Source organism: Prochlorococcus sp. MIT 0701 (assembly GCF_000760295.1).
In the GTDB taxonomy this organism is placed as follows: Bacteria; Cyanobacteriota; Cyanobacteriia; order PCC-6307; family Cyanobiaceae; genus Prochlorococcus.
The window spans coordinates 24,527-49,893 of the sequence record NZ_JNBA01000029.1; the positions used below are offsets into that span (position 1 = coordinate 24,527).

27 protein-coding genes are annotated in these 25,367 nt (G+C 55.0%); 17 read left to right on the top strand and 10 right to left on the bottom strand.

Going from position 1 to position 25,367, the window contains the following annotated elements:
• Positions 1–22 precede the first annotated feature (22 nt).
• The 4 genes from EV12_RS07620 to topA form a co-directional block, all read right to left on the bottom strand.
• Complete coding sequence (locus EV12_RS07620) at positions 23–1,234, bottom strand: nicotinate-nucleotide--dimethylbenzimidazole phosphoribosyltransferase (protein ID WP_036914122.1); 1,212 nt, start codon at positions 1,232–1,234, stop codon at positions 23–25.
• Positions 1,206–1,814 carry a DUF2232 domain-containing protein gene (locus tag EV12_RS07625; RefSeq protein WP_052039460.1) on the bottom strand — a complete coding sequence of 203 codons (609 nt, stop codon included), beginning with the start codon at positions 1,812–1,814 and terminating at the stop codon, positions 1,206–1,208. The genes EV12_RS07620 and EV12_RS07625 overlap by 29 nt, the downstream gene beginning before the upstream one ends.
• 68 nt (positions 1,815–1,882) lie before the next feature.
• Complete coding sequence (locus EV12_RS07630) at positions 1,883–2,359, bottom strand: hypothetical protein (protein ID WP_036914124.1); 477 nt, start codon at positions 2,357–2,359, stop codon at positions 1,883–1,885.
• On the bottom strand, positions 2,359–5,058 hold the full coding sequence (gene topA / locus EV12_RS07635) for a type I DNA topoisomerase (protein ID WP_036914127.1): 2,700 nt from the start codon (positions 5,056–5,058) through the stop codon (positions 2,359–2,361). The genes EV12_RS07630 and topA overlap by 1 nt, the downstream gene beginning before the upstream one ends.
• A 127-nt stretch (positions 5,059–5,185) precedes the next feature.
• Here topA and EV12_RS07640 point away from each other — a divergent pair, with 127 nt between their 5' ends.
• From EV12_RS07640 to EV12_RS07655, 4 genes are all read left to right on the top strand, one after another.
• Entirely contained in the window at positions 5,186–6,757 is a 1,572-nt protein-coding gene (locus tag EV12_RS07640; protein WP_036914129.1) for an NAD(P)H-quinone oxidoreductase subunit N, read from the top strand.
• Positions 6,750–7,445, top strand: a complete 696-nt coding sequence (locus EV12_RS07645; RefSeq protein WP_036914295.1) for an ABC transporter ATP-binding protein — start codon at positions 6,750–6,752, stop codon at positions 7,443–7,445. Before EV12_RS07640 ends, EV12_RS07645 begins: the two co-directional genes overlap by 8 nt.
• Positions 7,446–7,486: 41 nt before the next feature.
• The gene (locus EV12_RS07650) at positions 7,487–7,924 is read left to right on the top strand and encodes a response regulator (RefSeq protein ID WP_036914132.1); all 438 of its coding nucleotides are present in this window, start codon (positions 7,487–7,489) and stop codon (positions 7,922–7,924) included.
• Positions 7,925–7,989: 65 nt separating this feature from the next.
• Positions 7,990–8,718: a response regulator transcription factor gene (locus tag EV12_RS07655; RefSeq protein WP_036914134.1), complete on the top strand. Its 729-nt coding sequence runs from the start codon at positions 7,990–7,992 to the stop codon at positions 8,716–8,718.
• Between the two features lie 4 nt (positions 8,719–8,722).
• On the opposite strand, the gene EV12_RS07660 is transcribed toward EV12_RS07655, so the two are convergent.
• From EV12_RS07660 to EV12_RS07675, 4 genes are all read right to left on the bottom strand, one after another.
• Complete coding sequence (locus EV12_RS07660; protein WP_036914136.1) at positions 8,723–9,685, bottom strand: M23 family metallopeptidase; 963 nt, start codon at positions 9,683–9,685, stop codon at positions 8,723–8,725.
• A gap of 48 nt (positions 9,686–9,733) precedes the next feature.
• Positions 9,734–10,495: a biotin--[acetyl-CoA-carboxylase] ligase gene (locus tag EV12_RS07665; RefSeq protein WP_036914138.1), complete on the bottom strand. Its 762-nt coding sequence runs from the start codon at positions 10,493–10,495 to the stop codon at positions 9,734–9,736.
• A complete protein-coding gene (locus EV12_RS07670) occupies positions 10,482–11,678 on the bottom strand; it encodes an aminotransferase class I/II-fold pyridoxal phosphate-dependent enzyme (protein ID WP_036914140.1) in 1,197 nt (398 codons plus the stop codon). The genes EV12_RS07665 and EV12_RS07670 overlap by 14 nt, the downstream gene beginning before the upstream one ends.
• Before the next feature lie 125 nt (positions 11,679–11,803).
• A complete protein-coding gene (locus tag EV12_RS07675; RefSeq protein ID WP_036914143.1) occupies positions 11,804–12,607 on the bottom strand; it encodes a PspA/IM30 family protein in 804 nt (267 codons plus the stop codon).
• A 66-nt stretch (positions 12,608–12,673) separates the two neighbouring features.
• On the opposite strand from EV12_RS07675, the gene EV12_RS07680 reads away from it, so the two are divergent.
• Positions 12,674–13,216, top strand: coding sequence for a DUF721 domain-containing protein (locus EV12_RS07680; RefSeq protein ID WP_036914146.1), 543 nt, complete (start codon positions 12,674–12,676; stop codon positions 13,214–13,216).
• A 98-nt stretch (positions 13,217–13,314) separates the two neighbouring features.
• On the opposite strand, the gene EV12_RS07685 is transcribed toward EV12_RS07680, so the two are convergent.
• Together EV12_RS07685 and EV12_RS07690 are read right to left on the bottom strand one after the other, a co-directional pair.
• Positions 13,315–15,156: an ArnT family glycosyltransferase gene (locus tag EV12_RS07685; RefSeq protein ID WP_036914149.1), complete on the bottom strand. Its 1,842-nt coding sequence runs from the start codon at positions 15,154–15,156 to the stop codon at positions 13,315–13,317.
• Between the two features lie 118 nt (positions 15,157–15,274).
• Positions 15,275–16,234: a DMT family transporter gene (locus tag EV12_RS07690; RefSeq protein WP_036914152.1), complete on the bottom strand. Its 960-nt coding sequence runs from the start codon at positions 16,232–16,234 to the stop codon at positions 15,275–15,277.
• 53 nt (positions 16,235–16,287) lie between these two features.
• On the opposite strand from EV12_RS07690, the gene sppA reads away from it, so the two are divergent.
• From sppA to rpsN, 12 genes are all read left to right on the top strand, one after another.
• Positions 16,288–17,100: a signal peptide peptidase SppA gene (gene sppA, locus EV12_RS07695; RefSeq protein ID WP_036914155.1), complete on the top strand. Its 813-nt coding sequence runs from the start codon at positions 16,288–16,290 to the stop codon at positions 17,098–17,100.
• On the top strand, positions 17,097–17,483 hold the full coding sequence (aroH, locus tag EV12_RS07700) for a chorismate mutase (protein ID WP_036914158.1): 387 nt from the start codon (positions 17,097–17,099) through the stop codon (positions 17,481–17,483). The genes sppA and aroH overlap by 4 nt, the downstream gene beginning before the upstream one ends.
• 127 nt (positions 17,484–17,610) lie before the next feature.
• Positions 17,611–18,201 carry a DUF2808 domain-containing protein gene (locus EV12_RS07705; protein ID WP_052039453.1) on the top strand — a complete coding sequence of 197 codons (591 nt, stop codon included), beginning with the start codon at positions 17,611–17,613 and terminating at the stop codon, positions 18,199–18,201.
• A gap of 48 nt (positions 18,202–18,249) precedes the next feature.
• The gene (gene rpmH / locus EV12_RS13220) at positions 18,250–18,387 is read left to right on the top strand and encodes a 50S ribosomal protein L34 (RefSeq protein ID WP_011825283.1); all 138 of its coding nucleotides are present in this window, start codon (positions 18,250–18,252) and stop codon (positions 18,385–18,387) included.
• Between the two features lie 60 nt (positions 18,388–18,447).
• On the top strand, positions 18,448–18,834 hold the full coding sequence (locus tag EV12_RS07710) for a ribonuclease P protein component (protein WP_036914160.1): 387 nt from the start codon (positions 18,448–18,450) through the stop codon (positions 18,832–18,834).
• The gene (locus EV12_RS07715; RefSeq protein ID WP_011130738.1) at positions 18,831–19,238 is read left to right on the top strand and encodes a PH domain-containing protein; all 408 of its coding nucleotides are present in this window, start codon (positions 18,831–18,833) and stop codon (positions 19,236–19,238) included. The genes EV12_RS07710 and EV12_RS07715 overlap by 4 nt, the downstream gene beginning before the upstream one ends.
• Before the next feature lie 81 nt (positions 19,239–19,319).
• Positions 19,320–20,453, top strand: coding sequence for a membrane protein insertase YidC (gene yidC / locus EV12_RS07720; RefSeq protein ID WP_036914163.1), 1,134 nt, complete (start codon positions 19,320–19,322; stop codon positions 20,451–20,453).
• Complete coding sequence (locus EV12_RS07725) at positions 20,450–20,980, top strand: YceD family protein (protein WP_036914166.1); 531 nt, start codon at positions 20,450–20,452, stop codon at positions 20,978–20,980. Before yidC ends, EV12_RS07725 begins: the two co-directional genes overlap by 4 nt.
• Positions 20,977–22,467, top strand: coding sequence for an AAA family ATPase (locus EV12_RS07730; RefSeq protein WP_036914169.1), 1,491 nt, complete (start codon positions 20,977–20,979; stop codon positions 22,465–22,467). Before EV12_RS07725 ends, EV12_RS07730 begins: the two co-directional genes overlap by 4 nt.
• A gap of 74 nt (positions 22,468–22,541) precedes the next feature.
• Positions 22,542–23,819, top strand: coding sequence for a serine--tRNA ligase (serS, locus tag EV12_RS07735; RefSeq protein WP_036914172.1), 1,278 nt, complete (start codon positions 22,542–22,544; stop codon positions 23,817–23,819).
• 19 nt (positions 23,820–23,838) lie between these two features.
• On the top strand, positions 23,839–24,921 hold the full coding sequence (gene rseP / locus EV12_RS07740) for an RIP metalloprotease RseP (RefSeq protein ID WP_036914175.1): 1,083 nt from the start codon (positions 23,839–23,841) through the stop codon (positions 24,919–24,921).
• Between the two features lie 108 nt (positions 24,922–25,029).
• The gene (rpsN, locus tag EV12_RS07745; RefSeq protein ID WP_036914179.1) at positions 25,030–25,332 is read left to right on the top strand and encodes a 30S ribosomal protein S14; all 303 of its coding nucleotides are present in this window, start codon (positions 25,030–25,032) and stop codon (positions 25,330–25,332) included.
• Positions 25,333–25,367: the final 35 nt, after the last annotated feature.

The window sequence follows — 25,367 nt, forward strand, 5'->3', positions numbered from 1 at the left end:
ACCCTACGGGGCGGAGAAAATCTCATGAGCAAGAAGTCCCCAACAATTGGTTCATAGCTTGATCACACGCCTCCAACAGCTGCTCACAAGAAGCCCCTTGAAGCTGAGCCAATAGCGCCAGGGCTCCAGCACCAACACCTTCTTTGACATATCCAAGCTCGTAATCCTGAAGAGCTCGATGGCGACTGTCATGAAAACGCAGCCCTGTGGCCAACCCCAAAAGGCGAACACCGAAATACTCCCCTACACAATCGATCAGACACTCAAGTGCACCTGGCCTGCCATCTGAACGCTTAGCCTCCTCTGCCAGCCAAGACGTGGTACCAAGCACAAGCCCATCAACCATGTCCTGGCGCTGGGATGGTTCCATAGCTGCCAAGGCCAGAGCCAGCACGGCCACCATCTGACTGCCACCGCCAAGCATGACAGGCTGACCAGCCTCTCTTGCACCAAGTAGCAGCCCAACAGCCACGGGCTGAAAAGGATCACCTAAGGCCGCAATCACTCGCTCAGGTGGAGGGTTAAACCCCAATGCCGCCTTACTCATTCCACGATCAACCAACTCCTGTTTCAAGACCATCGGTGCCTGACGAGCACTACCACTGATCAGATCAGCAACCTGCAAGCCAAGCCCGGTGAGTACAGCCTGAGCCGTGGTCGTTCCTCCAGGGACACATTCGGCCAATACCAGAGGACGACGAAGACCTCGCCCAAGGCAAAAGCCACGCTGCCAGAGAGCCTGCACTCGCGACAGACCCATGGCCTCCCCAGTACTCAAACAAGCAGCCGGACCCATTCCCGGCGCCTCCAGACGCAGGTGGGGGAATGGTGGCGACAGGGTTAAGCCCACCGCCGCCACCAATGGGTCCACACCAATCCAACGAGCGGCAACATAACTAATTAGGGCCGGTGAGATCCCCGCAGGAAGAGGTGGAAGCGAGCACAGCCTTGGTCTATCGGGGCCCTTCAGCAGCAGTTCCGCATCTGCCACAGCTGTGTAGCGACGGGCGGCTGAGGTAGCACCTGCCGCCGAAATGCCCTCCACCTCGGCAGTACGCGTGCCAGCCAACACCAACAGTAAAGAAAACCCCAGGCCCCCATCCCGCCAGGGCATTAACCAACTCTCCTGCGCGGCTGGAGAGGCACCTGCACCAAAGGCTTTACAACCTGAAGGTAGACCTCTAGGAGGCGAACCCGGCTTGAGATTAGAGGGGATCCAGGGCAACGAGGCCATGCAGAAGTCTGGGGGGCTCGGGAATTGGTACCTGCAACCGAGGGAAAAGCCAGAAGGCCAGCGCATGAAGAACAAGCACGTAGACCAACTCTTGAAAAACCACCAAAGCAAAGGCCATCAGCTGCACATGATTGAGATCTGGGGCCAGAGGCAGATTGAGCAGGTCCACCAATCGATCAAGCAGACCTGATCCTGCTCGGGTGATCACCACCCAAAGGTTCTCACCCACCAAAAGCGACAGCACCACAACCCTTACCAGAAAACCTGCTGTTCCAATAACAACCCCACACCCCCAACTCACCCACCAGCTCAGCCCACGATGCCAACTCCAGCCAAGCCAGAACGCTAGAAGGCCATAAGGGAACAGCACCAAGGGGCCACGAACAGGCCCCATCAAGGCAATCAACAAAAGCACCGCTAGGGCGACACCCTCTAGCCCTGCCTTAGAACCGCGACGCACATGCAGCAGGGCTAAAGGCAACGGCAACGCCAGACGAAATAGGGCTCCACCAACAGGGAGGTAATAGAGCGCTACCCAGATCAGAGCTGAAGCGGCCGCAAGGTAGGAAGTCTCCATCATTCTCAGGGCCTGGCGACGGCTTATGGGTTCAGAAGCTCTCGAACCCTTGCGCAAGCCACCAAACCAAATCAAGGCTGCGCTCCCATACCGGAAGGCGGCACTCTGATCAAAGACTGATCCTTGACCCGTTCAATCGTCTCAACCTCAAAAGTCACTCCAGCCATTCGTAATGCCTGAGTGACGGCTTCTGCCGGCGCCGAAGGGTCGGCAGCGGACAACTTGATGGTGATGCGATAAGGCTGCGGGGTAACAGTGTTACCAGGCAACTCTGGCTTCTGCTCAACCTGTCTCGACGTCTGAGGATTGGCAGCTTCCGGGTTGCTCGCGTCCTGATCAGGAGCTCTTGAGTTAGATGAAGAGTTCGTGGGTTCTGGATCACTGGAAACAGGTGCGACAGGCACAGGCTCCTGCGTGGGAGCATCAAAACTGTTCGCAAGTTCCTGACCAAACGGCGTATTAGCGCAGGACTGCAACATCAACATAAGCAGCGGAACACACAGGCCGAACCAATCAGCAAGTAAGCCCCTTGCGCTCACCTTGAGCATCAAACCTCACCAGGCTTGATGACCCGAACAGCACTGGCTCGCAACCGACCTGTCTTTGTAGTAGCAGGAGGTTTACGAGTTTTTGGTTTGCTCGCGGCGGGTTTTTTGCTGGTTGTTGAAGTGCTCTTTTTGCGTCGACTTGTCTTCTTACTTAAAGCCTTGGCAGCCAATAGCTCCACTGCTACATCAAGAGAAATGTCGTCGGCGCCCTTCCCTTCAGGTAGCGAGGCATTCACCTTGCCCTGCTTGACATACAAGCCATAGGGACCGTCAAAAATCTGCACCGTCTCCTCACTCCCCTCCGGGATGCCAAGGTCTTTCAATGCAGTCCGGCCGCCCCTGCCCCGCTTGGGCATCGCTAAAAGCTCTAGTGCACGGCTAAGCCCCACCGCCAGCACGTCATCCTCCCCCTTAAGGGAGCGATAGTCCTTCTCTCCCTTGCTCTTATCCCAGACCACATATGGTCCGAAGCGACCCAAGCCCGCTTGAATTCGTCCACCATCGGGATGCTCTCCCAGTAAGCGCGGCAGACGCAGTAAGCCAAGTGCCTCATCAAGGCTGAGCTCATCAGGCTTCTTGCCTTTGGGCAAGGATGCCCGCTTCGGCTTGGGGTTGTCCTCACCCACCTGGCCTCGTTGCACATAAGGCCCGTACTGACCAAAAAGGAGGTAAACCTGATCACCGGTTTCCGGGTCTTCCCCAATCGATTCCGGGCCATCAGCTTTCTGCTTGAGAATCAGCTCGGCTTTCTCTGCATCAAGATCAGCAGGGGTGATCTCTTGAGGGAGGGTGGCCTTAAGCGATTCCTCCTCGCCGTCATCACCCACTCGTTTGGCTTCCAGATAGGCCCCAAAACGACCGATGCGCACCACACAGGGCAATCCCTCCAGGTCCACAGTGCGAGACACACTGGAGTCGATGTCACCTTCACGCTGCTGAACCTGACTCTCAAGGCCCTTTTCCCCCTTGTAGAACCCTTCGAGATAAGGCAACCACTGCACCTTGCCCGTGGAGATCTCATCAAGCGTGAATTCCATCCGAGCCGTAAAGCTGGTATCGACAAGATCGGGGAAATGCTCCTCTAGGAGAGCGGTTACAGCAAAAGCAGTGAAACTGGGAGTAAGGGAGTTGTTTTGCAATGCTGCATAACCCCGATCAACGATGGTGCCGATGATGCTGGCGTAGGTGGAGGGCCTGCCAATGCCCTCCTTCTCGAGCATCTTCACCAGTGAAGCCTCGCTATAGCGAGCCGGCGGCTGAGTCTGGTGGCCAAGGGCCTCCACATCCTGCAGCGTGGGCGAATCGTCAACCGCTAAATCAGGCAGCAAAACTTCCTGACCTTCCAACGCAGCGTCTGGATCATCACTGCCCTCCACGTAAGCGCGAAAGAAACCTGGAAAATCAATGCGCTTACCCGTGGCCCGAAACTTGGCATCAGCCACACGAAGATCAACCGCCAGCATGGTGAGTCGAGCCTCGGCCATCTGGCTGGCCACTGTTCGCTTCCAAATCAACTCATATAGGGCCATGTCGCGCCCTTCAAGTCCAGATTCACTTGGGGAACGGAAGCTTTCACCGGCTGGTCGTATCGCTTCGTGAGCCTCCTGGGCATTGCGTGACTTAGTGCTGAACTGACGTGGAGTTTTGCTCAGATAATCATCGCCATAGCGTGACCCCACGCAGCTCCGAGCAGCCTGAATGGCCTGCTCGGATAAATGCACAGAGTCAGTTCGCATATAGGTGATAAAGCCACGCTCATAAAGCCCCTGGGCACACCGCATCGTTTCCCTGGCCGAAAACCGCAACTTGCGATTTGCCTCCTGCTGCAAAGTGCTTGTCGTGAAAGGAGGCACCGGTTTACGTACCGTTGGCTTCTCTTCCACCGCCTCAACCCGCCACTGACTGCTGCGAACGGACTCGGAAAGAGTGAGCGCATCTGATTCGCCAAGCAGTCGAACATTTCTGCCAGCCTTTAAAGCGCCTGTCGTTTCATCGAAATCACTGCCGGTAGCGATCTTCTGGCCAGCAAGACTGGTGAGCTTTGCCTCAAAGTGACCACCACCTTTATCAAGTTTGGCCTTTAGATCCCAGTAGCTGCCGCTACGGAAAGCCCTACGGGCACGTTCACGCTGCACAAGCAACCGCACAGCAACGGACTGCACCCGACCGGCGGAGAGTCCCCATGCCACCTTCTTCCACAACAGAGGCGAAAGCGTGTAGCCCACCAGACGATCAAGAATCCGTCGCGTCTCCTGGGCATGGACCAGTTCCATGTCGAGATCTCTGGGCTGATCAAGAGCCTTAGCAATGGCTTCTTTGGTGATCTCGTGAAACACCATTCGCTTGACAGGCACTTTGGGAGCCAACAGCTGCAGCAAATGCCAGCTGATGCTTTCGCCCTCTCGATCTTCGTCAGTCGCCAACAACAGCTGATCAGCATCCTTCAAAGCTGCCTTCAGCTCCTTGACCACCTTCTTTTTGTCCTTCGGAACCACATAAAGAGGTTCGAAATCCGCGGTGGTGTTGACGCCAAGGTTGGCCCATTTCTGCCCCTTTTGGGCCGCAGGGATCTCACTGGCGTTGTTGGGCAAGTCGCGCACATGGCCCATGGAGGCCTCCACACGGAAGTCCTTGGGCAGAAACCCTCGAATGGTTCTCGCCTTGGTAGGGCTTTCGACAATGACCAGAGTGTTCGCCACAGACGATCTGTAACCGTTCCAATCTTTATCGCACCGGCAAGCGAGCTGCATGGTGCGTTGTTCTCAATAAGGTATAGCAAGGCAGCACAGCTACAGTCACCCAAATTGGTCTGATCGTGCACGCGTCATGCCCGAAATGGGTGTATTTCTTCTCGCCACCCAGGCCATGGCAGCTCCAGGCGAGCTGCTCAACCTTGCACTGAATGCTGGTGCGATTGCCCCTGAAGGGGCTGTTCTCGTCGCAATGCTGGCGACCCTACTTGTGGACTTAGCCGGTGAACAGGCTGCAGCCCGCTGGGTACCTCCCATTTGTTATGCCGGCCTTGGCACAGCACTCGTGCTCCTCGCCCAGCAATGGAATGCGCCTCTGGAACCCTCGTTCCTTGGAGCTTTTCTGGCTGACAACCTGGCCATTGCCTTTCGGGCCGTGGTGGCGCTCTCTACCTTGCTGTCACTACTGATCAGCTGGCGCTACGCAGAGCAGAGCGGCGCGCCAATTGGTGAATATGCCGCCATCCTTCTGGCCGCAACCCTCGGGGCAATGCTCCTTTGCGGCTCAACTGATCTTGTGAGCGTGTTCGTCTCCCTCGAGACCCTCTCCGTGGCGAGCTACCTGCTGGCTGGCTACATGAAACGAGATGCCCGTAGTTCCGAAGCAGCACTCAAATATCTGCTGGTGGGCTCCGCCGCGGCAGCAGTATTTCTCTACGGCGCCTCTCTTCTCTACGGGCTCAGCGGCACCACCAGCTTGCAGGCTATTGGCATTGCTTTACTCACCAGCCCTACTCCACTGGCCGCACTATCACTGGTCTTCGTACTTGCAACGGTGGCCTTCAAAATTGCTGCGGTGCCTTTCCACCAATGGACCCCGGATGTCTATGAAGGATCCCCAACTCCAGTGGTCGCATTCCTCTCAGTGGGATCTAAAGCTGCTGGCTTTGCTCTTGCACTGAGGTTGTTGGTTGGTTGCTTCGGTGCCTTCGACACCCAATGGAAATTGCTTTTCACCGTGCTGGCTGTGTTGAGCATGACCCTGGGCAACGTCGTCGCGCTGGCGCAGACATCAATGAAGCGAATGCTGGCTTACAGCTCCATCGGCCAGGCAGGATTCGTGATGATTGGCTTGGTGTGCGGAACCGAAGACGGCTTCGCTGCAATGGTTCTCTATATGGCGGCCTATCTATTCATGAACCTGGGAGCTTTTGCCTGCATCATCCTCTTCTCGATCCGCACGGGAAGTGATCGAATTTCTGACTATGCAGGTCTCTATCAGAAGGATCCGTTGATAACGCTGGGACTCAGCCTCTGCCTTCTTTCCTTGGGAGGAATACCTCCGATGCTCGGATTTTTTGGCAAGATCTATCTTTTCTTTGCTGGCTGGGCCGACCATCAATACCTCCTCGTCGTTGTTGGCCTAGTGACCTCCGTAGTGTCGATTTATTACTACATCTCTGTCATCAAAATGATGGTGGTCAAAGAACCAAAAGAAGCTTCCGATGTCGTGAAGTCCTATCCATCGATCCAGTGGTCGACGATTGGCATGCCTCCACTTCGAATAGCACTGGTGGGTTGCGTTGTTGTAACAGCCGTTGGTGGGATCCTTTCAAATCCTCTCTTTCAATGGGCTAATAGTGCCGTAGCCGGCACGCCGCTTCTCCAGGAAGCCATTGCTCTGGGCAGCCAACGATCCATTGGCTAATCCAACGGCAAGCAGCACACCCGTCGCCGTGCTGAGCGATGTCAGCAAGCTCTACGGACAAGGAGCTGGAACAGTAAAAGCTCTAGACCATCTCAATCTGATCGTGAATCAAGGGGATTATTTAGCCGTGATGGGTGCCAGCGGCTCTGGCAAGAGCACAGCCATGAACATTCTCGGTTGCCTGGATCGTCCCACCAGAGGTAGCTATCGGCTCAACGGGGTAGCGGTCGAAGATCTCGATGATGATGCTCTGGCGAATCTGCGCAATCAAGAACTGGGCTTTGTTTTTCAGCAGTTTCACCTACTCCCTCAGGCCACAGCCCTGGAGAACGTAATGCTGCCAATGATCTATGCCGGGGTGCCTGCTGTCCAGCGAAGAGAGCGAGCTGAACAAGCTCTCGAGCGAGTAGGTCTAAGCAAACAAATGGGAAACCGCCCCAATCAACTCTCGGGGGGTCAGCAGCAGCGGGTTGCAATTGCCCGAGCAATTATCAACCAACCGGCTCTACTGCTAGCTGATGAACCCACGGGTGCTCTCGACTCAAGAACCACAGAAGATGTTCTCAACCTTTTCGATGAGTTGCATCATCAGGGGATCACTCTGGTATTGGTCACCCACGAAAACGATGTTTCTGAAAGGGCCGACCGAATAGCGCGCTTCCACGATGGCCAAGTCGTTCGGGACTAGAGCGCTGAGTTGGCTGCTACTGATATCAGATCGATAAAGGGATGAACCAAACGAATCCCCCTAATCGCATCGGTTTATCGGGTAAAACCCATCCTCTTACCGTGGCCATAGTGGATGACGATCCCAGAGTTCGTGAGTTGCTCAAAGAGGAAATTCAAGACGAAGGTCATCACGTCTTGAGCTTTGAATCGGCCGAAAGCTTTCTTGACAACAGCTCTTTGGAGAGCATTGATTTAGTACTGCTAGACCTGATGATGCCAGGCATGAATGGGCTGGAATGCCTGCAGCAACTGCATCGACAAGCTTGTCATGACAAATTGCCGAGGATTGTTGTTGTATCCGCCCTCAGTGACCCAAGCAAACAGCGCCAAGTACTCGAGGCCGGTGCTGAAAGCTATGTGATCAAACCAGACCTCTTCGAGAGACTTCCCACCCTCCTAAATGGATCCACACCCTGTGAAGGAGGGGCCCACGAATAACCATTGATTGCACAAGGTCTGAATCCAGAGAAACTGCTTAAGTAGACACCAGGTTGATTGCATGAATGACTAACGCATCATCACCGAGAACCAGAGTCCTATTGGTGGATGATGAACCGAGGCTGACAGAACTTCTACGCCTAGAGCTTGATGTTGAGGGTTATGAGGTCAGCGTGGCGGAGGACGGGGCCTCAGGGTTGATCAAAGCTCGAAGTGATCCATCACCAAACCTAATCATTCTTGATTGGAACCTTCCTGATTTCACAGGTGTCGATATCTGTCAACGTATTCGTTCTAGTGGCATTAAGACACCAATCTTGATGCTCACAGGTCATGACGATGTTACCGATCGCGTCAAGGCACTGGATGCTGGAGTTGATGACTATCTAACCAAACCCTTCTCCATTGAAGAGCTCATGGCCAGATTACGAGCCATGCAACGCAGAGCAGAGCAATTCTCAGGAGACTCTGGCATCGAACATCTACCAGAGACAATACAAGTGGCGGACTTAAAGATGAACACCAGCACAAGGGATGTAACACGCAACGATCGCACGATTCAACTTTCCGTAAAAGAATATGAGTTACTACATTTCCTGATGATTGGAGCAGGAAAAGTTCACGAACGTGACGCCATTATGAAAGCTGTATGGGGAGAGGACTTCTTCGGAGATGACAATCTTCTAGACGTTTACATCCGCTATCTACGCCAAAAGATTGAGCGAAAAGATACTGCCACTCTGATTCACACAGTTCGCGGGGTCGGCTTCATCCTTCGTGAAGAGAAGCAGTGATTGATCAAGGCCGTTCGAGGCTCTCGATCAACTGACCGACCAACAGCGACACCGGGTCGATACCTGAAGCCATGAGTGGATTTAGATCCAAATCACCTGGATCCATCGCAACCCAACCGCCACCCTGAGGGCGTCTCAGTTCGAAGTGGAGATGTGGACCAGTGCTTAAGCCGGTACTACCAACCCGACCAATCACCTCCCCTTGACGAACCCGCTGACCCGGCCGCAGGTAAATCTCTGAGAGATGCCCATAAAGAGTGCGCCTACGAGGAGCGTCATGTTCCACTTCCACAGCGATGCCATAGCTCCCAGCTAGGCCGCTACTGACAACAGTTCCCGTTAATGCAGCCACCACAGGAGCGCCTTCTGGTGCGGCTAGGTCTTTGCCCGCATGCATCAACCAACTGCCAATCACAGGATGCAAACGCATACCGAATTCACTACTGGTAAAAGCCCCACCGATGATCGGGAAAAGAAGCTGACGATCTCCATTCCCTCGCAGGGGCTTGGGCCTCGGAGTCACCGCAAACACCGAAGCCAAGCTGAAGTCACTCCCAGAGCCTGCCAATAATGCCGAAACCGGAACCGTAAGGGGCGACAACAGCCGACCGCCAGGGCCACGGCGCAGCAAGCGGAACTGGGCACGCCCCCTGGAACGCAGAGCAACGCCACTGGCACATTCCTTGGCTGACAGAGCACCACTACGACAGGCCTGCTGCATCCGAGGCCTGTCGATCGTCAAACCCACCGCATGCCCCTCCAGCTGTCGGCGTTCCGCTGAAGTGATCACCTTGTTGCGCTCCAGCTCCTCAAGAGATTGATCAAACCTTTGCGGCGACTCAAGCTGAATAGCCTCACGCGCAGGCAATAACTGTGCTTGCCGAACCGCTGGAGCAACAGGCTCCACTGGCTTAGCAAGCACAGGCACTGAAAGCAGCCATGCAGCAGCTAACCAGCGAAACGACACCCGATCGGATCCTCAGACGAGAAAAACTATAGAAAAAGTACAACTCAGTTATGACCAGCGTGTCCAGCGCATGGTCCGAGAACCCTGGCTCAGCAAAAGCGACCCATCCAGGCCAAGTCCGATCACGTCCCAGAGTTCACCACCCTTCGGATCACGAACCTGCTTTGTCCAGAGGCGTCGCTCAGCTTCGGCGCAAACCCAATCGGCTCGACCAGCCAAATCCATGGTTCGATCCAGAGCGCAGAGCACTTCTGCCATCCAGGCCAGAGGCTGACACTGGCCGGATCGAAGCAACTCATCTAAGGCAATCCCTTCTCTGGGCACACGGTTGCAAACATTCAAGCCAAGACCAATGCGTGCCAGCCTGACGCGACTGCCACGGTGCACCAATCTCGGCAAGAGACCAGCCAATTTACGGTCCCCCACCATCAAATCGTTAGGCCACTTGATACTCACCGGCACTCCCCGCCGCTCGAGCCGTTCAGCCAGCGCCACAGCGACTGCTACTCCAAAAATACCGGCAGAGCACTGAGCATCAAACCAGGGCAAAGCGGCACTGATCCATACCCCACCGATCGGTGCCTGCCAGATCCGACCACGCTGCCCCCTCCCATGGGTCTGGCGATCAGCAAACAATGCCCGGGGCTGCTGGGCTGAAAAAGGTTGCTGCTTCAGCCAGTCAGACAACATCAACTCAGTACTTGCACAGACCGGCTGCCATCGCAACTGCCATGGCCTAGCCCCACAAGACTGCCTACGCCACAGCCGGGCAACCGCAGCAGCACCAGTCCATGACTCAGATGTGCGCATGCCACCAAGGCCACATCCGAGCAACTGCCGCCTCCAAATCTTCCACCGGATGAACCAGGGCCAGGCGCAGCCAACCATCCCCGCCGGAACCAAAACCTGATCCAGGCGTCAAGGCAACGCCAGTCTGATCCAAAAGATCTGCTGCCAAAGTCTCATCGTTGTAGTTCTGCTGTTTTGCCCAGGCTGGAATCGGCAACCAAAGATAAAGCGCCATTGAGGGACAAGGAGCATGCCAACCCAATGCGTGGAGAGCTGCCAGGGTCCTGTCTCTGCGCTCCCGGTAAACCCCAAGAATCTCTTGAGGCCAATCTTGGGCATCGGTAAGGGCGGCTATGGCGCCTCGCTGTAAAGCCAAGGATTGGTTGAAATCCACGACACCCTTGAGCTCACGAAGGGCTGTAATCAAATGTTCAGCCCCAATCGCAAAGGCCAATCGGAACCCCCCCAAGCACCAGGCCTTGGAGAAGGAGAAAAATTCAATCCCGCATTCCCTCCAACCAGGACAGCGCAACAGAGCTGGCGCCTCACCGTCCAGTGCCAAATCCACATAAGGATTGTCGTGAGCAACCACCACTTGATGACGGATGCCCCGATCCATGGCTTCCGCCAACCAGCTCTGTTCTCCTACCTGGGCTGTGGGGTTATGAGGAAAGCCAAAAACCATCATCCGCAACTGGTCCCACTGGCTGTTGCTTAAAGCCTTGAAGTCAGGTCGCCATTCCTGCTCCGGTCGTAGCAGCAGTCGTTCAATACGGGCATCGGCCAAAATCAACCCACCCCGATGTGAAGGATAAGCAGGATCCAGAATCAAGGCAGAATCCCCAGGATCCAAAACTGCCAAAGGCAGGTGGGCCGTTCCCTCCTGTGAACCGACCAACAACAACACTTCCCGATCTGCATCAACGCTGACACCGAAGCGCCTCTGACTCCACGCAGCGACAGCCTCCCGAAAGGGCCTCGTCGAAGCATGCAAGCAATAGGAAGAGCTCTCAGGTTCCCTTAGAGCAACTTCGATGGCCTCAAGTGCCACCGCTGGAGGTGATAAGTCTGTGGACCCCAGTGACAAATCCAGCAGAGGCAAACTTTGAGGGCCTGCGTTAGCCAGGCGATAAGCCTGCTTACGGCGATCATTGCGGTCAAAAACGCCACGACCCAATCTGCCTAGACGCCTTGAAGTCGCCATCAACGGAAAGCTAAAACTGTGTTTTGGTGATCGGCCACCAGATCAAATAAGTAGCCGCTAAGAACTCCGCCACTGAGACAAGACATCTTGCAGCACAATGATCTGCCAATGAGATCCATCCCCTTTCAGAGCTTGTCGATGGCGCGCTTAAGTTCCTCCAACTCAGCATCCACCTCAGCCACCTTGACAGCCTCCACCTCTGGGCCAGTGGCATCCTTACTCTCCTGAAGTGAAGACGTCTCCGCGGCGGGCAAAGCCACTGCCTCAGCCCCCCCCTCAAGACGCTGACGCAGAGCAGATAGTTCATCATCGACATCGTTTCCACCTTCCAGAGCCGCAAACTGACTCTCAAGATCAGCACCGGCGAGCTCAGCGGCAGCCTGACTACTGGCTTCCAAGGCCTGGACCTTGTCTTCCATGCGATCAAAGGCCGCCATTGCAGAGTTAGTGCCAAGATTGCCCACAGCGCTCTGTAATTGCTGCTGGGCCTTTGCCGCCTGTGCTCGGGCCTTGAGCATGTCCTTCTTGGTTCTGGCCTCGGCGATCTTGCCCTCAAGAGCCACTAAGCTCCGCTTGAGGGTCTCCACCTGCCCTTCCTGCCCCTTGAGCTGGTTGGTGAGCGCCGTAGAAGATTCCTGGAAACCCTTCCGTCGAGTAAGGGCTTCCTTAGCGAGATCCTCTTCACCCTTCTGAAGAGCCAGCTCAGCACGTTCGTACCAGGTTTTTACTTGACCCTCAGCCTGATCAGCCTGATTGCGAAGCCGCTTCTGACTGGCGATGGCCATAGCAACAGCCTGTCGCAACTTGACCAAATCGGCTTGCATATCTGCAACCGATTGATCAAGGATCTTGACGGGATCCTCGGCCTTACTCACAAGATCGTTGAGATTGGCACGTAATAAGCGGCTTAACCGGTCAAAGAAGCCCATCGAGGCATTGAAAAGACCTCTCGGAGGCTAGCGAGCTGGAGCCAAGACTCCACTTAGGCTTTTGAGATGGCCATAGCTCCCGATCAGCAACGCAAACGGCTTGGTCGAGGAGAAGTGCTGCAACAAGCGCCTCCCGCAGCCGCCACAGCCCTCTCCAGCTGCCTTGAATCCATTAAGCGTGACTGGAAGCAACAAGGCTCCATGGCTGGTCTCTGGCAAGAATGGCCCCGACTGGCAGGCCCCCTGCTTGCTCCCCACTGCCGCCCACTCAACGTTCGCCAAGGGGTTTTGATCATCGGCGCCAGCCATCCTCAGTGGAGGCAGGCCCTGCTCTATAACCGCCCCCAACTCTTGGCAGCCCTGCGTGCCGCGGGCCATGACATCAAAGATCTACGCATTCAACAACACCACCCCGGAAGCACCCCAAAGCTGGAAAGTGAAGCCAGCATCTGGGCACGACATCCCAGCAGAATTGATGTTCATGGAATGGCCGCATGTCATGCCTGCGGTAGTCCTGCCCCAGCTGGAGAAATGGCCCTCTGGGGACGATGTGGTTTCTGTAGAAGACTGCAACTTGCTGACCCGACCCAAGCGGAGACCAACGCTTAAATCCTGCTCACGCACTATGCGAGACGTCTTGCTCGCATGCTGGTCCAAAAGCAAAGGACAAGAGCCCACTTCATCAAGCCATTAAGACAACCAAAACATCAGAAACGCTCAGGTCGTGGTTGCCGCCAATCGGTATGGAAACCTTCAGCTTTGAGCTGATTCGCTCGCTTCTCAAGATTACGACGATCCAACCGCCAAACCCTATAGATCCCGAACTTGCCAAGCAGCTCAGGTTGAAGGTCCTGCCAATGCCTCCGCTGCGTTGTGCCCTTATCAATCACCACGAGAGCGGTTGAAGATCCCATGGGCCCCTCAATTGGCAGACCTGACCATCCCCTGCGCTCTTCTTCTCGTAATCGATCATCCAGGTTCACTAACGCCCCCGCAGAGCGCCCCTCATACACCACCACCTGATCGGTATAGAAGTGAAGTGAAGGTTTAATTGCGCCAACCATCACCAAGGGTTCGCGAGACTTCTGAGAAGCGACCAACAGTTGAGCAGCTTGCCTTACAGGCAGCTGGCGCACCTGGTCACCCAACGCCCACATCGGTAAGAACGAAAACAATTGGAAAGCAACCAGTGGCCCTTGAAGGGCCAGCAATCGCCCAGGCCGTGGCCGCCAAGCCAACCAGATCCCAAGTAGCACCGAAAGGCTGAAAAAAACTGCTGCCCTGAGTACAAGACGACTAGCAAGCAGTTCTGCCGCAAGAGTGGGCATCTCCGGGTCATAAATCCATTCAACCCAGAACGGTGAAGCCCAAAGCCCTGCCGCTAACAATCCCGCCAAAACAACTGATCCGCCCCATGCCCAGACAAGACCTGGTCGCTGTTGGGGCGAAACACTTGCGGCCAATCCAATCAACAACGCGGCCGCCGGTGTCGCAGGCAACCAATAACTTGGCAATTTTGTGGCAGCGCAAGTGAATAGCAGCAACACAGCCAGCAGCCAACAGGCCGCAAAACTCTGCAGAGATCCCTCAGGCTCTGTCTGGCAAAGCGCACCGCCCCTCCTGACTGGAACGAAGGCCTGCAACAGCCCAAGGATCAGCAAGGGGGTAAATGGCAGGGACGCAACCACCAAGACAGGTCCAAAAAACCACCAAGGCTGCAGATGACTATTGACTACTGATGTGAAGCGTTGAAGATTGTGATAGCCGAAGAAGCTATCCCAAAAGGGTTGTCCCTCCACAAGTAATTCCGCCACATACCAAGGCAGGCTGATCAGGGCAGTAATCAACAAACCAGGCAGAGGGCGCAACCGCTGCCAAAGGGTTGCCAGATTCCACTGCAGCAAAGCAAAGAGAACAAGCACCATGCCGGTCAGCACGACAGCCGCTGGTCCTTTGGTCAGCACTGCTAAACCCAAAACAAGCCAGGCCAACCACCATGGCTGGGTAAGCGGGGCGGCAAAGCGGCGCCATTGCAGAAGCAAACTCACCCCCAAGGTGCTGCAAAACAAGGCATCGCTAACAGCAACCCGACTCCAGAGCAGGACCAGTGGCGAAAGAGCAAAGGCCAAGGCCACCGCAACACCTGTTCGGCGTGGGCAAGCGTCATCCTTCTGGGGCCAACACATCACAGTGTCACCAAGGGCCAGCATCATCAAGACAGATGCAAGCGCAGAAGGAAGACGTGCCGCCCATGTCCCTAGTGGGTCCCAAACCTGATGGCCGGGCAAGGCATAAACCAACCCCATTAGCCAATACACCAGAGGAGGCTTGTCGAAGCGAGGCAGACCATTAACCCTCGGCGTCAGCCAATCTCCTGTGGTACTCATGGCACGACCTGCCGCGGCAAAGAGAGGCGGGGTTTCATCAACCAAACCAGACTCTCCTAACTGCCAAAGGCAGAGAGCTACCCCAAACGCCAGGATCAGCAGCAGACCTCGACGCCGTTGAAGAGGAGACAGCAACACCGTCGCAGCAAACGTCAGCACCATGTGGTGATGGTGGCATCCCTGGCTATGTTCCTGAACAGACCCAATACCTTCTGAAGTGCCATAAGGGCAGGCCAGCAGAGTGGACCATCTCCATCCAAGCGCAAGGAACGAAATAACATCAGCCGATTTTGCCCGGCAACACATCCGAGTCAGCTTCAGCCGGTTCCCATAGTCGACGACGCTGACTCACAACAAGCACCGAAAGCAGGACCAAAGCCACCCCGAACCATTGCAGAGGCTGAAGCCGTTCTCCTAGCCAAAAGCCACCAGCAGCAAGGGCAAACACCGGTGTCAGGAATGCCAGGGTGCTAAAGCTTGTGAGCTCCTCCCGATTGACGAGCCAAAAGAACAATCCATAGGCCAGGGCACTGCCAAACAAGCTGGCGTAGGCCATCAATCCCCAATCAAAGCCAGTCCAATCAGGCCACAAGGGCCATGTGCGATCAAAACCGTGCCAGAGCAGTAACGGCAAGCTGCCTAACACCATGTGCCAACCAGTGACCGCAACGGGATCACTGCTCCGGCAGGCATACCGACTCAGCACTGTGCCTAAGGCCATGGCGATCGCTGCTGCGAGCATCCAGACTTCCCCTTGCTCCAACAAACTGGAACCAGACGCCTGTTCGCCTAGCAACCACCAATGGCGCAACAAATCCGGCGGGGCACCAAGGCAGATAATCCCGACCAGACCGAACATCAAACCCATCCAGCCAACTGGGTTAATGGACTCTCCAAAGAGGCTGCGTGCCAGCAGAGCTACCAGCAATGGCTGGGAGTCAATCAGAACAGATCCCATCCCTGCTCCGGTGTAGGCCAAGCCCTTGACCAGGAACATTTGGAAAAGACATGCATCAACAACCGTAAAGACCAGGAACCAAATCCTGTCAGTTGAGGCGATAGCCCAGTGACGTCCCAACGACGGCAAGGCCAGCAGGATGACAACTCCTGCTGGGAAAAGGCGCAGACAAGCGACGAGAAGCGGTCCGCCCGAAATCACCAGAGGTGTCATCGCAGCCATGGCCGTACCCCAAAGGGCAAAGGGCAGGACCATCAACAGCCAGTGCCGTATTGACAACATGAAGGCAGCAAGCAGGTTCCTTTTTAAGATCCAATCTTCTACGAAGAAATTGAATGGGCTGGCTCTGGCGACGCAAATCTCGCCGAAGGATCGCGCACATCACCATTGAAGGAGCAATCAGCGGTGCAACGCGCGAGCGGGTGCTGAAAGCGATCAAGGAAGTTGAAGAGAGAGAGTTTCCCGCTCTTTTGCTGCGCATCGACAGCCCAGGAGGAACTGTCGGTGACAGTCAGGAAATCCATGCGGCCCTGCTCAGGCTTAGAGAAAAGGGTTGTCATGTCGTGGCGAGCTTCGGCAATGTATCCGCCTCCGGCGGTGTGTATGTCGGGGTAGCGGCAGAAAAAATTGTTGCCAATCCCGGCACGATCACTGGCTCAATCGGGGTCATCTTGCGGGGCAACAACCTCTCCAAATTGCTGGAGCGTATCGGCATCCGCTTCGAGACAGTAAAAAGCGGCACCTACAAGGACATTCTCTCGCCTGATCGCGCACTCACAGCAGAGGAGCGTCAGCTACTGCAATCACTGATCGATAGCAGCTATGAGCAATTTGTGAACGCGGTAGCAGAAGGCCGCCATCTCAGTGCCGCAGAGGTGCGCAACTTCGCCGATGGCCGCGTATTCAGCGGAGCTCAGGCCCATGAGCTCGGACTCGTCGATGAGCTGGGAGATGAGGAACATGCTCGAAAACTTGCGGCCAAGCTGGCGGACCTTGATGAAGCCAACACCCAAACGCTCAAACTGGGCCGCCCCAAAAAACGGCTAGCGGGATTTCTACCAGGCAGCAAACTCCTATCCAAGCTTGCCGAACTTCTCAACCTTGAGCTTGGCAACAATGGTCAGGTGCTCTGGCTCTTTCTGCCATGACCACTGCCATCCCTTATGGAAGCCTCCACTTACACGGGCTCAGAGGTGCCACAACAAGCTCTGCTAACACGACTAAAGCCATCGAGGCAGCCGTCAGCGAGCTCGTGAAAGCGCTAATGCAACGCAATCGACTCAAGCCTGCTGAAATCGTGTCTATCACGTTCTCTGTAACGGCAGACCTAAACGCTTGTTTCCCTGCAGCGATCGCGCGCCGTCAAGCAGGATGGGAGTCGATAGCACTGCTGGACTGCCAGCAAATGTATGTCGAGGGGGATCTGAAACGCTGCATCCGCATGCTTGCCCATGCCTGGCTGCCCTCAGATCAGCCCCCTCAACATCCCTACCTTGGCGAAACCTCGCTACTGCGTCCAGATCGATCCTGAATCACTTGGCGCACCAAAAGCTGCCAACTACTAGGCCGTCCTAGTCGTTGTGATTCATAGAGGAGAGCAAAGGAGAATCCATGTACTTTTTAGTGCTGGTGGTTAGCAACACACCCGCTTTGATCTCATGATTAAGCAGCTTTTCAGGTTTTGTATTCCAGGCACCCTTGCGATAGGAGGCCTCACTGCCGGTTTGATCGGTTCCAGTGTGATGGTTGAAAGCATCACACCGCCAAAGGCTCGAGCCCAGGCAACACCAGCGCTACTTGAATTTCGCTGGGAGAACTCTAAAGACTATAAAAAGCTCTATTACTGGCAAAGCTCAACCATCAGGCGTGACCGAGCAACCTATTACCTGATGCTGAAACCCAAGGACCGCAAAACTGCGATCCTCAAGCTAAGCATCACTGTTCCTGATTATTTCGATGCAAAGATCAAACCGAACAAGCTGAACCTTTGCCTTGTCCATCTAGGGGGGATGCTCTCACGCACCCGCTGCAAAGAAGAGGTTCCTGCGATTTTCGAAGTCTCTGAAGACCAAACAAGCATTGAAGTCTTCCCGGAAACCCCCATCCCTACAGAAGGCACCTATGCGGTGGTCATGAAAATCTTTAACCCCGACCAACGTGGGATGTTCCAGTTCAATGCCCTTGCCCAGGCTCCTGGAGATGTGCCAATGGGCGGCTACCTTGGCAGCTGGCTAATTGACATCAACTGAACTGATAAGTTGGTCGACTGACAAAAGGCTGTACGCAGTTCTCCTTCAATGACAAAAAGAACCTTTGGTGGAACCAGCCGCAAGCGAAAGCGCGTCTCCGGATTTCGTGTCCGCATGAGAACTCACACTGGTCGAAGAGTGATCCGCAGCCGCCGAAAACGTGGCCGCACTCGTCTCGCTGTCTAATCCATAGAACTGCGGGGCAATCACTCAAATCACGCCACTTCCTCAGGAAACCAACCTCCAATGGTGCTGCCAGCATCAATGCGATTAAGGGGAAGTCGATGTTTTGAACGCCTTCAGAAGTGGGGCTATCGCTTTTATGGAACTTCAATGGTGCTCCGTGTCATAGAAGCAGATCCCCAACTGCTCAAAGCACCCCATCGACACCACAACTCCACGGCATGCCGTTGTGCCGTTGTGATCAGCAGCAAGGTGAGCAAACGGGCCGTCATTCGCAACCGTCTGCGTCGACTTCTGCACGATCATCTAAGAAGCAGGCTTGAGGTTGCACCCGAGCATGCCAATCATTGGGTGCTGATCAGCCTCAAGCCAGTCGCCTCCGCAATAGAATCGTCACCATTGCTAGAAGAATGCGACAGATTGCTCCATCAAGCAGGTTTGTTGTCATGATCACAACCTCAGAAGAGGTCTTCTATGAGGGAGGCCCCGCTCAAAGCGATCTCATCATCAACCTATTGATGGGGCTCACACTGATTGGCCTTCCGTTCACTATTGGAGCGGTGATTCGAGCGTTGTGGTTGCGCTTTCGCATTACCAATCGGCGAGTTTCGGTGACGGGGGGATGGCTGGGACGCGATAAGACACAAGTCGTGTATAGCCAAATCAAAGAGGTGCGCTCAGTGCCCCGCGGCCTGGGCTCCTGGGGCGACATGGTACTGGTACTCAACGATGGTTCAAGACTTGAGATGCGCTCTTTACCTAGCTTCAGAGAAACCGAGAAATACATCAATGCGCGGATTAGTGCCCGCAGGGCCAAAGGTTCTCCCCAGGATCTAAAAGGCTTTGCGGCTTAAATAGCCCCCAGCGTGTAATCCAGCCATATAGGTGCTGATGCACACTGGCATCACTGTTCCATCCACCCTCAGCAATCGATCGTGATCGGGTACATCTCCGACAACATTCTGCTCCCGATCCTGGATTTCTTCTACGGATTAGTGCCGAGCTATGGCCTCGCCATCGTCGCCCTCACAGTGGTCATCCGATTGGCACTGTTCCCCTTAAGTGCTGGATCCATTCGTAGCGCTCGTCGCATGCGGATCGCCCAGCCGGCCATGAAGAAGCGCCAGGATGAAATCAAGAGCCGTTATGCCAAAGACCCTCAGAAGCAACAGGAGGAGCTTGGGAAAGTCATGAAGGAGTTCGGCAACCCCCTCTCAGGGTGCCTGCCCCTATTGGTACAGATGCCAATTCTCTTCGCCCTGTTTGCAACCCTTAGAGGATCACCTTTTGCTGATGTGCCTTACTTGGTGAACCTCAAGGTGCTGCCTAGCGACCAAATTGCAGCCATTGAGCCCAAGCCATTTACCAGTAGCAAGCATTCCATTTTTATCAGTGAAACCAAACACTTCCCAGTCCTTGCGTCTCTGCCAAGCGGCACAAAATTAGGAGTAGGAGACAAGGCCCAAATCAAGCTGCAAACGCTCACTGGCGAAAGCTTCACAAGCAGACTTTCTGGCGTAGAAGGTGGAACCAAGTTCACGCCAACCTGGAGCGTTACCAAGGGGGATGATCTTGTCAAGGTGTCTGCCGATGGCACGATCCAGGCTTTGTCTGAAGGCGATGCCACCGTTCAAGGCAAAATTCCTGGCCTTGCTGCCCAAAGTGGCTTTCTATTCATTAAGGCCCTTGGTCAAGTTGGTTTCTACGTCGATGGGGAAATCAACTGGGATATCGCAATCCTGGTCGGTGGTTTCGGCTTGACGCTTTTGGTCTCGCAAATACTTTCCGGCAGGGGGCTACCTGCGAACCCACAACAATCAACAGCCAACAAGATCACTCCAGTGATGATCACTGGCATGTTTTTGTTCTTTCCACTACCAGCAGGTGTATTGCTGTACATGGTGATCGCAAACATCTTTCAAGCAGGTCAGACTTTTCTGCTTAGTCGTGAAGCCCTACCTGAGAACCTGCAAAAAATCCTCAATGAACAGCAGTCCAAACCTGCGTTGGCAACAGCAGCCATAGGTGAATCAGATCGCCTTCCCTTTGAACCTAAAAAACGTAAATGATCCCAGGGCTCCAACCCATTTCATTGCAAGACCTAAAAGCCTTAGCTGCTCCTCGGCACTGGTCTATCGAGGGACATCTTGACGAGATGTCCTCTCTTACCCCATTGAGAGGCAACATCAGCGCCGAGCATCAAGGCAGCATTCTTGAAGTGAAAGGGAAATTCCAAACCATCGTCACCCTCTGCTGTGATCGATGCCTAAGCGAATTCAATCAAAACCTCGCCTGTAATACCGAAGAACTGATCTGGCTAAAGGGGACTGGTCCAAACCCAAACGAACTGAATGGCTCGAGCCATTCAGATGATGTGGATGCACTGATGGAGTGCCTTGACCCTCTTGGCAGCTTTGACCCAGAACGTTGGGTTTTCGAACAACTGAGTCTGCAAATGCCTTTAGTCAAGCGTTGTGGGGCCGATTGTCCCGGTCCAGCTCAGCTGCAGCCCTCAACTAAAACCACTGCCGTTAAACCTGAGGGAACTGATCTCGATCCACGCTGGGCAGCATTACAAAAACTCAACTCGCTATGACGAGCTGGGATAACCACCTGGATCTGCTGATCAGAGCCAGAACACCTCTCCTTTGGATTCGCAGCAGCGAAGAGGAGCGTGTTGAAGTGCTGCTTGAGCAAGCCGCAAAACGACTACAGCCCCGTCGCCTTGCCAGCTGGGATTTTATTGGCGGCCTTAAAGGCGTGCTTAACGAAGAAGGGCTGGGGGCACGTCAACCGATGGCCGTCCTGCAATGGCTGCAACAACTTGAAGCCAGTAGTCCAACCCTATTGCTAGTCAAAGATTTCTATCACTTCTGCGAAGACGCTGGTATCGCTCGCATGTTGCGCAACTTATCGGTTCACTTGCGCCATCAACCCCACACTGTGGTTCTCTGCTCAGGGCCATGGACTCCGCCCAGCGATCTTGATGATTCCCTGACCATTCTCGATCTACCGCTGCCGCAGGAACCAGAACTGCGAACACTGCTGGAGAACATTGCCCAAGCAAGCGGCTCCCCCCTTTCAGCAGACGTTTTAGAAGAGCTCACCCACGCTTGCAGCGGCCTCAGCGAAATGAGGGTGCGTCAGGTAGCAGCCCGTGCCCTAGCCCAGCGGGGCAAACTAGGTTGGGCAGATCTGGCCGAAGTCCTTGAGGAAAAACGTCAGACCGTTGCCCGCAGTGAGGTTCTTGAGTATTGCGTTACAGAAGCCTCGCTTGCCGACATAGGAGGACTGGATAGTCTTAAGGGTTGGCTGGAGCAACGCCATCAGGCATTCTCCGACGAAGCTCGTCACTTTGGCTTGCCACTGCCCCGCGGTGTTCTACTGATCGGCCCCCAAGGCACAGGCAAATCGCTCACCGCCAAGGCCATCGCCCACAACTGGTCGATGCCACTGCTTCGCCTCGATGTAGGCCGCCTATTTGCCGGGCTAGTGGGTGCTAGCGAGGCACGTACCAGAGAGACGATCCAGCGGGCAGAAGCCATGTCTCCATGCGTTCTCTGGATCGATGAGATCGACAAAGGTTTTGGTGGCGATGCCCGAAGTGATGGCGGCACCAGTCAACGTGTCCTTGCCAACGTGCTCACCTGGATGGCGGAGAAAACCTCCGCGGTGTTTGTAGTCGCTACGGCTAATGGCGTAGAACGCCTACCTGGAGAGCTCCTCCGAAAAGGTCGTTTCGACGAAATCTTTTTGCTTGACCTGCCATTCAGCGAGGAACGCCGCAACATCCTTGAGCTACATATTCAGCGACGAAGACCGAACTTAAACCTGCCCCTGGCTGCGGTAATCGATCGCAGCGAAGGCTTCTCAGGTGCCGAACTCGAACAGACTGTGATTGAGGCCATGCACTTGGCCTTCGCCGAACGCCGAGAACTTGGAGAGACCGACCTGATTCTTGCTGCCAGCCAACTGGTGCCGCTCTCCCGCACAGCCCGAGAACAACTCAACGCCCTCAAGGAATGGGCCGCTAGCGGAAGAGCCCGAGCAGCATCTTCTGTTGCTTCCAATCTTGCAGGCTGAATAGGCGTAACCAAACAGGATTCAATTGCTGGGCCAACAACACTTAGGCTGCCCGCGCTGACATCAAAACCCTCGTGCTTGACCAGCGACTGGTGCGGGACAACCCCGACCTGATTGTTAACGAACTGGGCCGAAGGGGCATGACGTTAGACCTAACGGGCCTACAACTGATCGCCCAGCAACAAAGAAATCTCGAGGAACAGCGCAGCAGCCTCCAGGCAGAAGGGAATCGCATCGGCAAGGAAGTCGGTCAACGTATCCAGAAGGGAAGCGACCCAAAAGCCAGCGTCGTGGCAGAACTAAGACAGCAAGGCAACCTCATCAAGCAAAAGGTGGCCGTTTTAGAAGACGAAGAGAAACAACTATCAGCCCGATTGCGAGAGCAACTGCTGAGCTTGCCAAACCTGCCCTCCCCTGATTGTCCGGAAGGACGCGACGAGAACGACAACCAGGAAAGACACTGTTGGGGCAATCCACGTGAAGGGGAAGGCCTTCTGGAGCACTGGTCAATTGCCGAGCGGCTCAACCTTTTCGAAACAGAACGCTCTGTACGGATTGCCCAAAGTCGCTTCGTCACCCTGATGGGTCAGGGTGCGCGACTGGAACGAGCACTCATCAACTTCATGCTCGACCTCCACACCGCAAAGGGATATCGAGAAGTCATGCCTCCGGTACTGGTGAATACCGCCAGCCTTACGGGCTCTGGCCAGCTGCCAAAATTCGCCGAAGAAAGCTTCCGCTGCGCTGAAGACGACCTCTGGCTAACACCAACTGCAGAGGTGCCGGTGACATCTCTACACCGCGATGAAATCATCCCCGCTGACCAACTGCCACTGCGATACGCCGCTTACAGTCCATGCTTTCGCCGCGAAGCTGGAAGCTATGGACGAGACACCCGGGGCCTGATCCGGCTGCATCAATTCAACAAGGTGGAGCTCTATTGGTTCGTCCATCCAGACCATTCGCAGGCTGCCCACGCTCAGATCACAGCCGATGCCGAAGCCGTGCTGCAGGCCTTGGAATTGCCCTACCGCGTCATTGAACTTTGCACAGGTGATCTAGGGTTTTCTTCCTCACGCACCTACGACCTCGAAGTCTGGCTACCAGGAGCAGGCGCCTTCCGGGAAATTTCAAGTTGCAGTATCTGTGGAGACTTCCAAGCACGGCGATCTGCTATTCGCACCAAAGACGGAAAAGGTACCCGACTTATCCACACACTCAATGGCAGTGGCCTGGCGGTAGGACGCACCATGGCGGCCCTTCTAGAAACAGGCCAGCAATCTGATGGGAGTGTCCTACTCCCCAAGGCACTTGTGCCTTATTTCGGCAAAGATCGACTAGAGCCAGAATGAACCCATTACTAGAAGCTGAATGAACGTTCTTGCGGCGCTGACGGTTCTAGCCCTGCTGATCATCATTCATGAAGCTGGGCACTTTCTAGCTGCCACTGCTCAGGGAATCCGTGTGAATGGATTTTCGATCGGGTTTGGACCGGCGCTGATCAAACGGCAACGAAAAGGCGTCACCTATGCGCTGCGAGTTCTGCCTTTAGGGGGCTTCGTTTCATTTCCAGATGACGACGAAAACAGCGAAATCCCCCCTGATGATCCCGACCTACTACGCAACCGGCCGATCAGACAACGAGCCTTGGTGATCTGTGCAGGGGTCATGGCCAATCTGCTGCTGGCATGGCTGGTGCTGATGGGCCAAGCGGTCATGATCGGGCTCCCAAGCCAACCGGATCCAGGCGTAATCGTTGTAGCCGTTCAACCTGGAGAAGCCGCGGCTGCATCAGGGCTAGCCGCTGGCGATCGAATCCTCAGCGTGGATGGCAACGAGCTAGGGCGAGGTCAAGAAGCGATCCAGGCCCTGGTGAGTCAAATCAAAGACTCACCAGGGAGCAAACTTCACCTGGACAGAGTCCGTTCGGGTCAACGCAGCAAGATTGTGCTCACCCCAGCGGAGCAACAAGGCAATGGCAGGGTGGGCGCCCAATTGCAGGCCAACGTCACAGGCAAAACCCGCCGGCCCCACGGCCCCGGAGAGGTTCTGAACCATGTTGACAGCCAATTCATTTCCCTACTCAGTCGAACCGTTAAGGGCTATTCAGGACTCATCACCGATTTCGGAACGACAGCCCAACAAGTCAGTGGCCCTGTAAAGATTGTCGAGATGGGTGCCCAGCTGTCCAGTCAGGGTAGTTCTGGCCTAGTGCTCTTCGCGGCATTGCTTTCGATCAATCTCGCCGTACTCAATGCCATTCCGCTCCCCCTGCTTGATGGCGGCCAACTGTTGCTACTGCTATTAGAAGGCGTGCGTGGGCGGCCAATTCCAGAGCGCATCCAGATGGCTTTCATGCAATCAGGCTTTTTTTTATTGGTAGGTCTCAGTGTGGTGTTGATCGTTCGCGACACCACTCAACTATCGGTGGTGCAACAGCTGATCGGTCACTGATCTGCCCTATATGCAGAAGCCTGAACAGCTGAAACCTGGGCAAGCAAAACAATGGCAGCAGTTGGAAGGTAAAGTGCGTTATCGACCCTCGCGCTTCAAAACTGCCGCATGGCTAAAAAGTCAATGATCGCCCGTGATGTAAAGCGCAAGAAGATTGTTGAGCGCTACGCAGCCAAGAGAGCGGCTCTAATGGCAGCATTCAATGCAGCCAAGGATCCAATGCAACGTCTTGAGATCCACCGCAAGATTCAAGCTCTCCCGCGCAACAGTGCTCCAAACCGCATCCGCAATCGTTGCTGGGCCACAGGAAAGCCACGCGGCTTCTATCGCGACTTCGGGCTATGCCGCAACCAGCTGAGAGAACGGGCACACAAGGGAGAACTTCCTGGTGTCGTCAAGTCCAGCTGGTAACTCTCAAACCATTTCTGCATCTAATAGGAGTGGAG

Coding starts and splice junctions, on each gene's coding strand:
- EV12_RS07620 (WP_036914122.1), bottom strand. CDS start 1,234: ATGGCCTCGTTGCCCTGGATCCCCTCTAATCTCAAGCCGGGTTCGCCT.
- aroH (WP_036914158.1), top strand. CDS start 17,097: ATGACCACTGCCATCCCTTATGGAAGCCTCCACTTACACGGGCTCAGA.
- EV12_RS07730 (WP_036914169.1), top strand. CDS start 20,977: ATGACGAGCTGGGATAACCACCTGGATCTGCTGATCAGAGCCAGAACA.
- EV12_RS07640 (WP_036914129.1), top strand. CDS start 5,186: ATGCCCGAAATGGGTGTATTTCTTCTCGCCACCCAGGCCATGGCAGCT.
- EV12_RS07710 (WP_036914160.1), top strand. CDS start 18,448: ATGGTGCTGCCAGCATCAATGCGATTAAGGGGAAGTCGATGTTTTGAA.
- EV12_RS07665 (WP_036914138.1), bottom strand. CDS start 10,495: ATGCGCACATCTGAGTCATGGACTGGTGCTGCTGCGGTTGCCCGGCTG.
- rpmH (WP_011825283.1), top strand. CDS start 18,250: ATGACAAAAAGAACCTTTGGTGGAACCAGCCGCAAGCGAAAGCGCGTC.
- EV12_RS07705 (WP_052039453.1), top strand. CDS start 17,611: ATGATTAAGCAGCTTTTCAGGTTTTGTATTCCAGGCACCCTTGCGATA.
- sppA (WP_036914155.1), top strand. CDS start 16,288: ATGGGCTGGCTCTGGCGACGCAAATCTCGCCGAAGGATCGCGCACATC.
- EV12_RS07725 (WP_036914166.1), top strand. CDS start 20,450: ATGATCCCAGGGCTCCAACCCATTTCATTGCAAGACCTAAAAGCCTTA.
- EV12_RS07655 (WP_036914134.1), top strand. CDS start 7,990: ATGACTAACGCATCATCACCGAGAACCAGAGTCCTATTGGTGGATGAT.
- EV12_RS07715 (WP_011130738.1), top strand. CDS start 18,831: ATGATCACAACCTCAGAAGAGGTCTTCTATGAGGGAGGCCCCGCTCAA.
- rpsN (WP_036914179.1), top strand. CDS start 25,030: ATGGCTAAAAAGTCAATGATCGCCCGTGATGTAAAGCGCAAGAAGATT.
- EV12_RS07680 (WP_036914146.1), top strand. CDS start 12,674: ATGGCCATAGCTCCCGATCAGCAACGCAAACGGCTTGGTCGAGGAGAA.
- EV12_RS07650 (WP_036914132.1), top strand. CDS start 7,487: ATGAACCAAACGAATCCCCCTAATCGCATCGGTTTATCGGGTAAAACC.
- EV12_RS07625 (WP_052039460.1), bottom strand. CDS start 1,814: ATGATGGAGACTTCCTACCTTGCGGCCGCTTCAGCTCTGATCTGGGTA.
- EV12_RS07685 (WP_036914149.1), bottom strand. CDS start 15,156: ATGGTGCTGACGTTTGCTGCGACGGTGTTGCTGTCTCCTCTTCAACGG.
- EV12_RS07670 (WP_036914140.1), bottom strand. CDS start 11,678: ATGGCGACTTCAAGGCGTCTAGGCAGATTGGGTCGTGGCGTTTTTGAC.
- EV12_RS07675 (WP_036914143.1), bottom strand. CDS start 12,607: ATGGGCTTCTTTGACCGGTTAAGCCGCTTATTACGTGCCAATCTCAAC.
- EV12_RS07630 (WP_036914124.1), bottom strand. CDS start 2,359: ATGCTCAAGGTGAGCGCAAGGGGCTTACTTGCTGATTGGTTCGGCCTG.
- EV12_RS07690 (WP_036914152.1), bottom strand. CDS start 16,234: ATGTTGTCAATACGGCACTGGCTGTTGATGGTCCTGCCCTTTGCCCTT.
- rseP (WP_036914175.1), top strand. CDS start 23,839: ATGAACGTTCTTGCGGCGCTGACGGTTCTAGCCCTGCTGATCATCATT.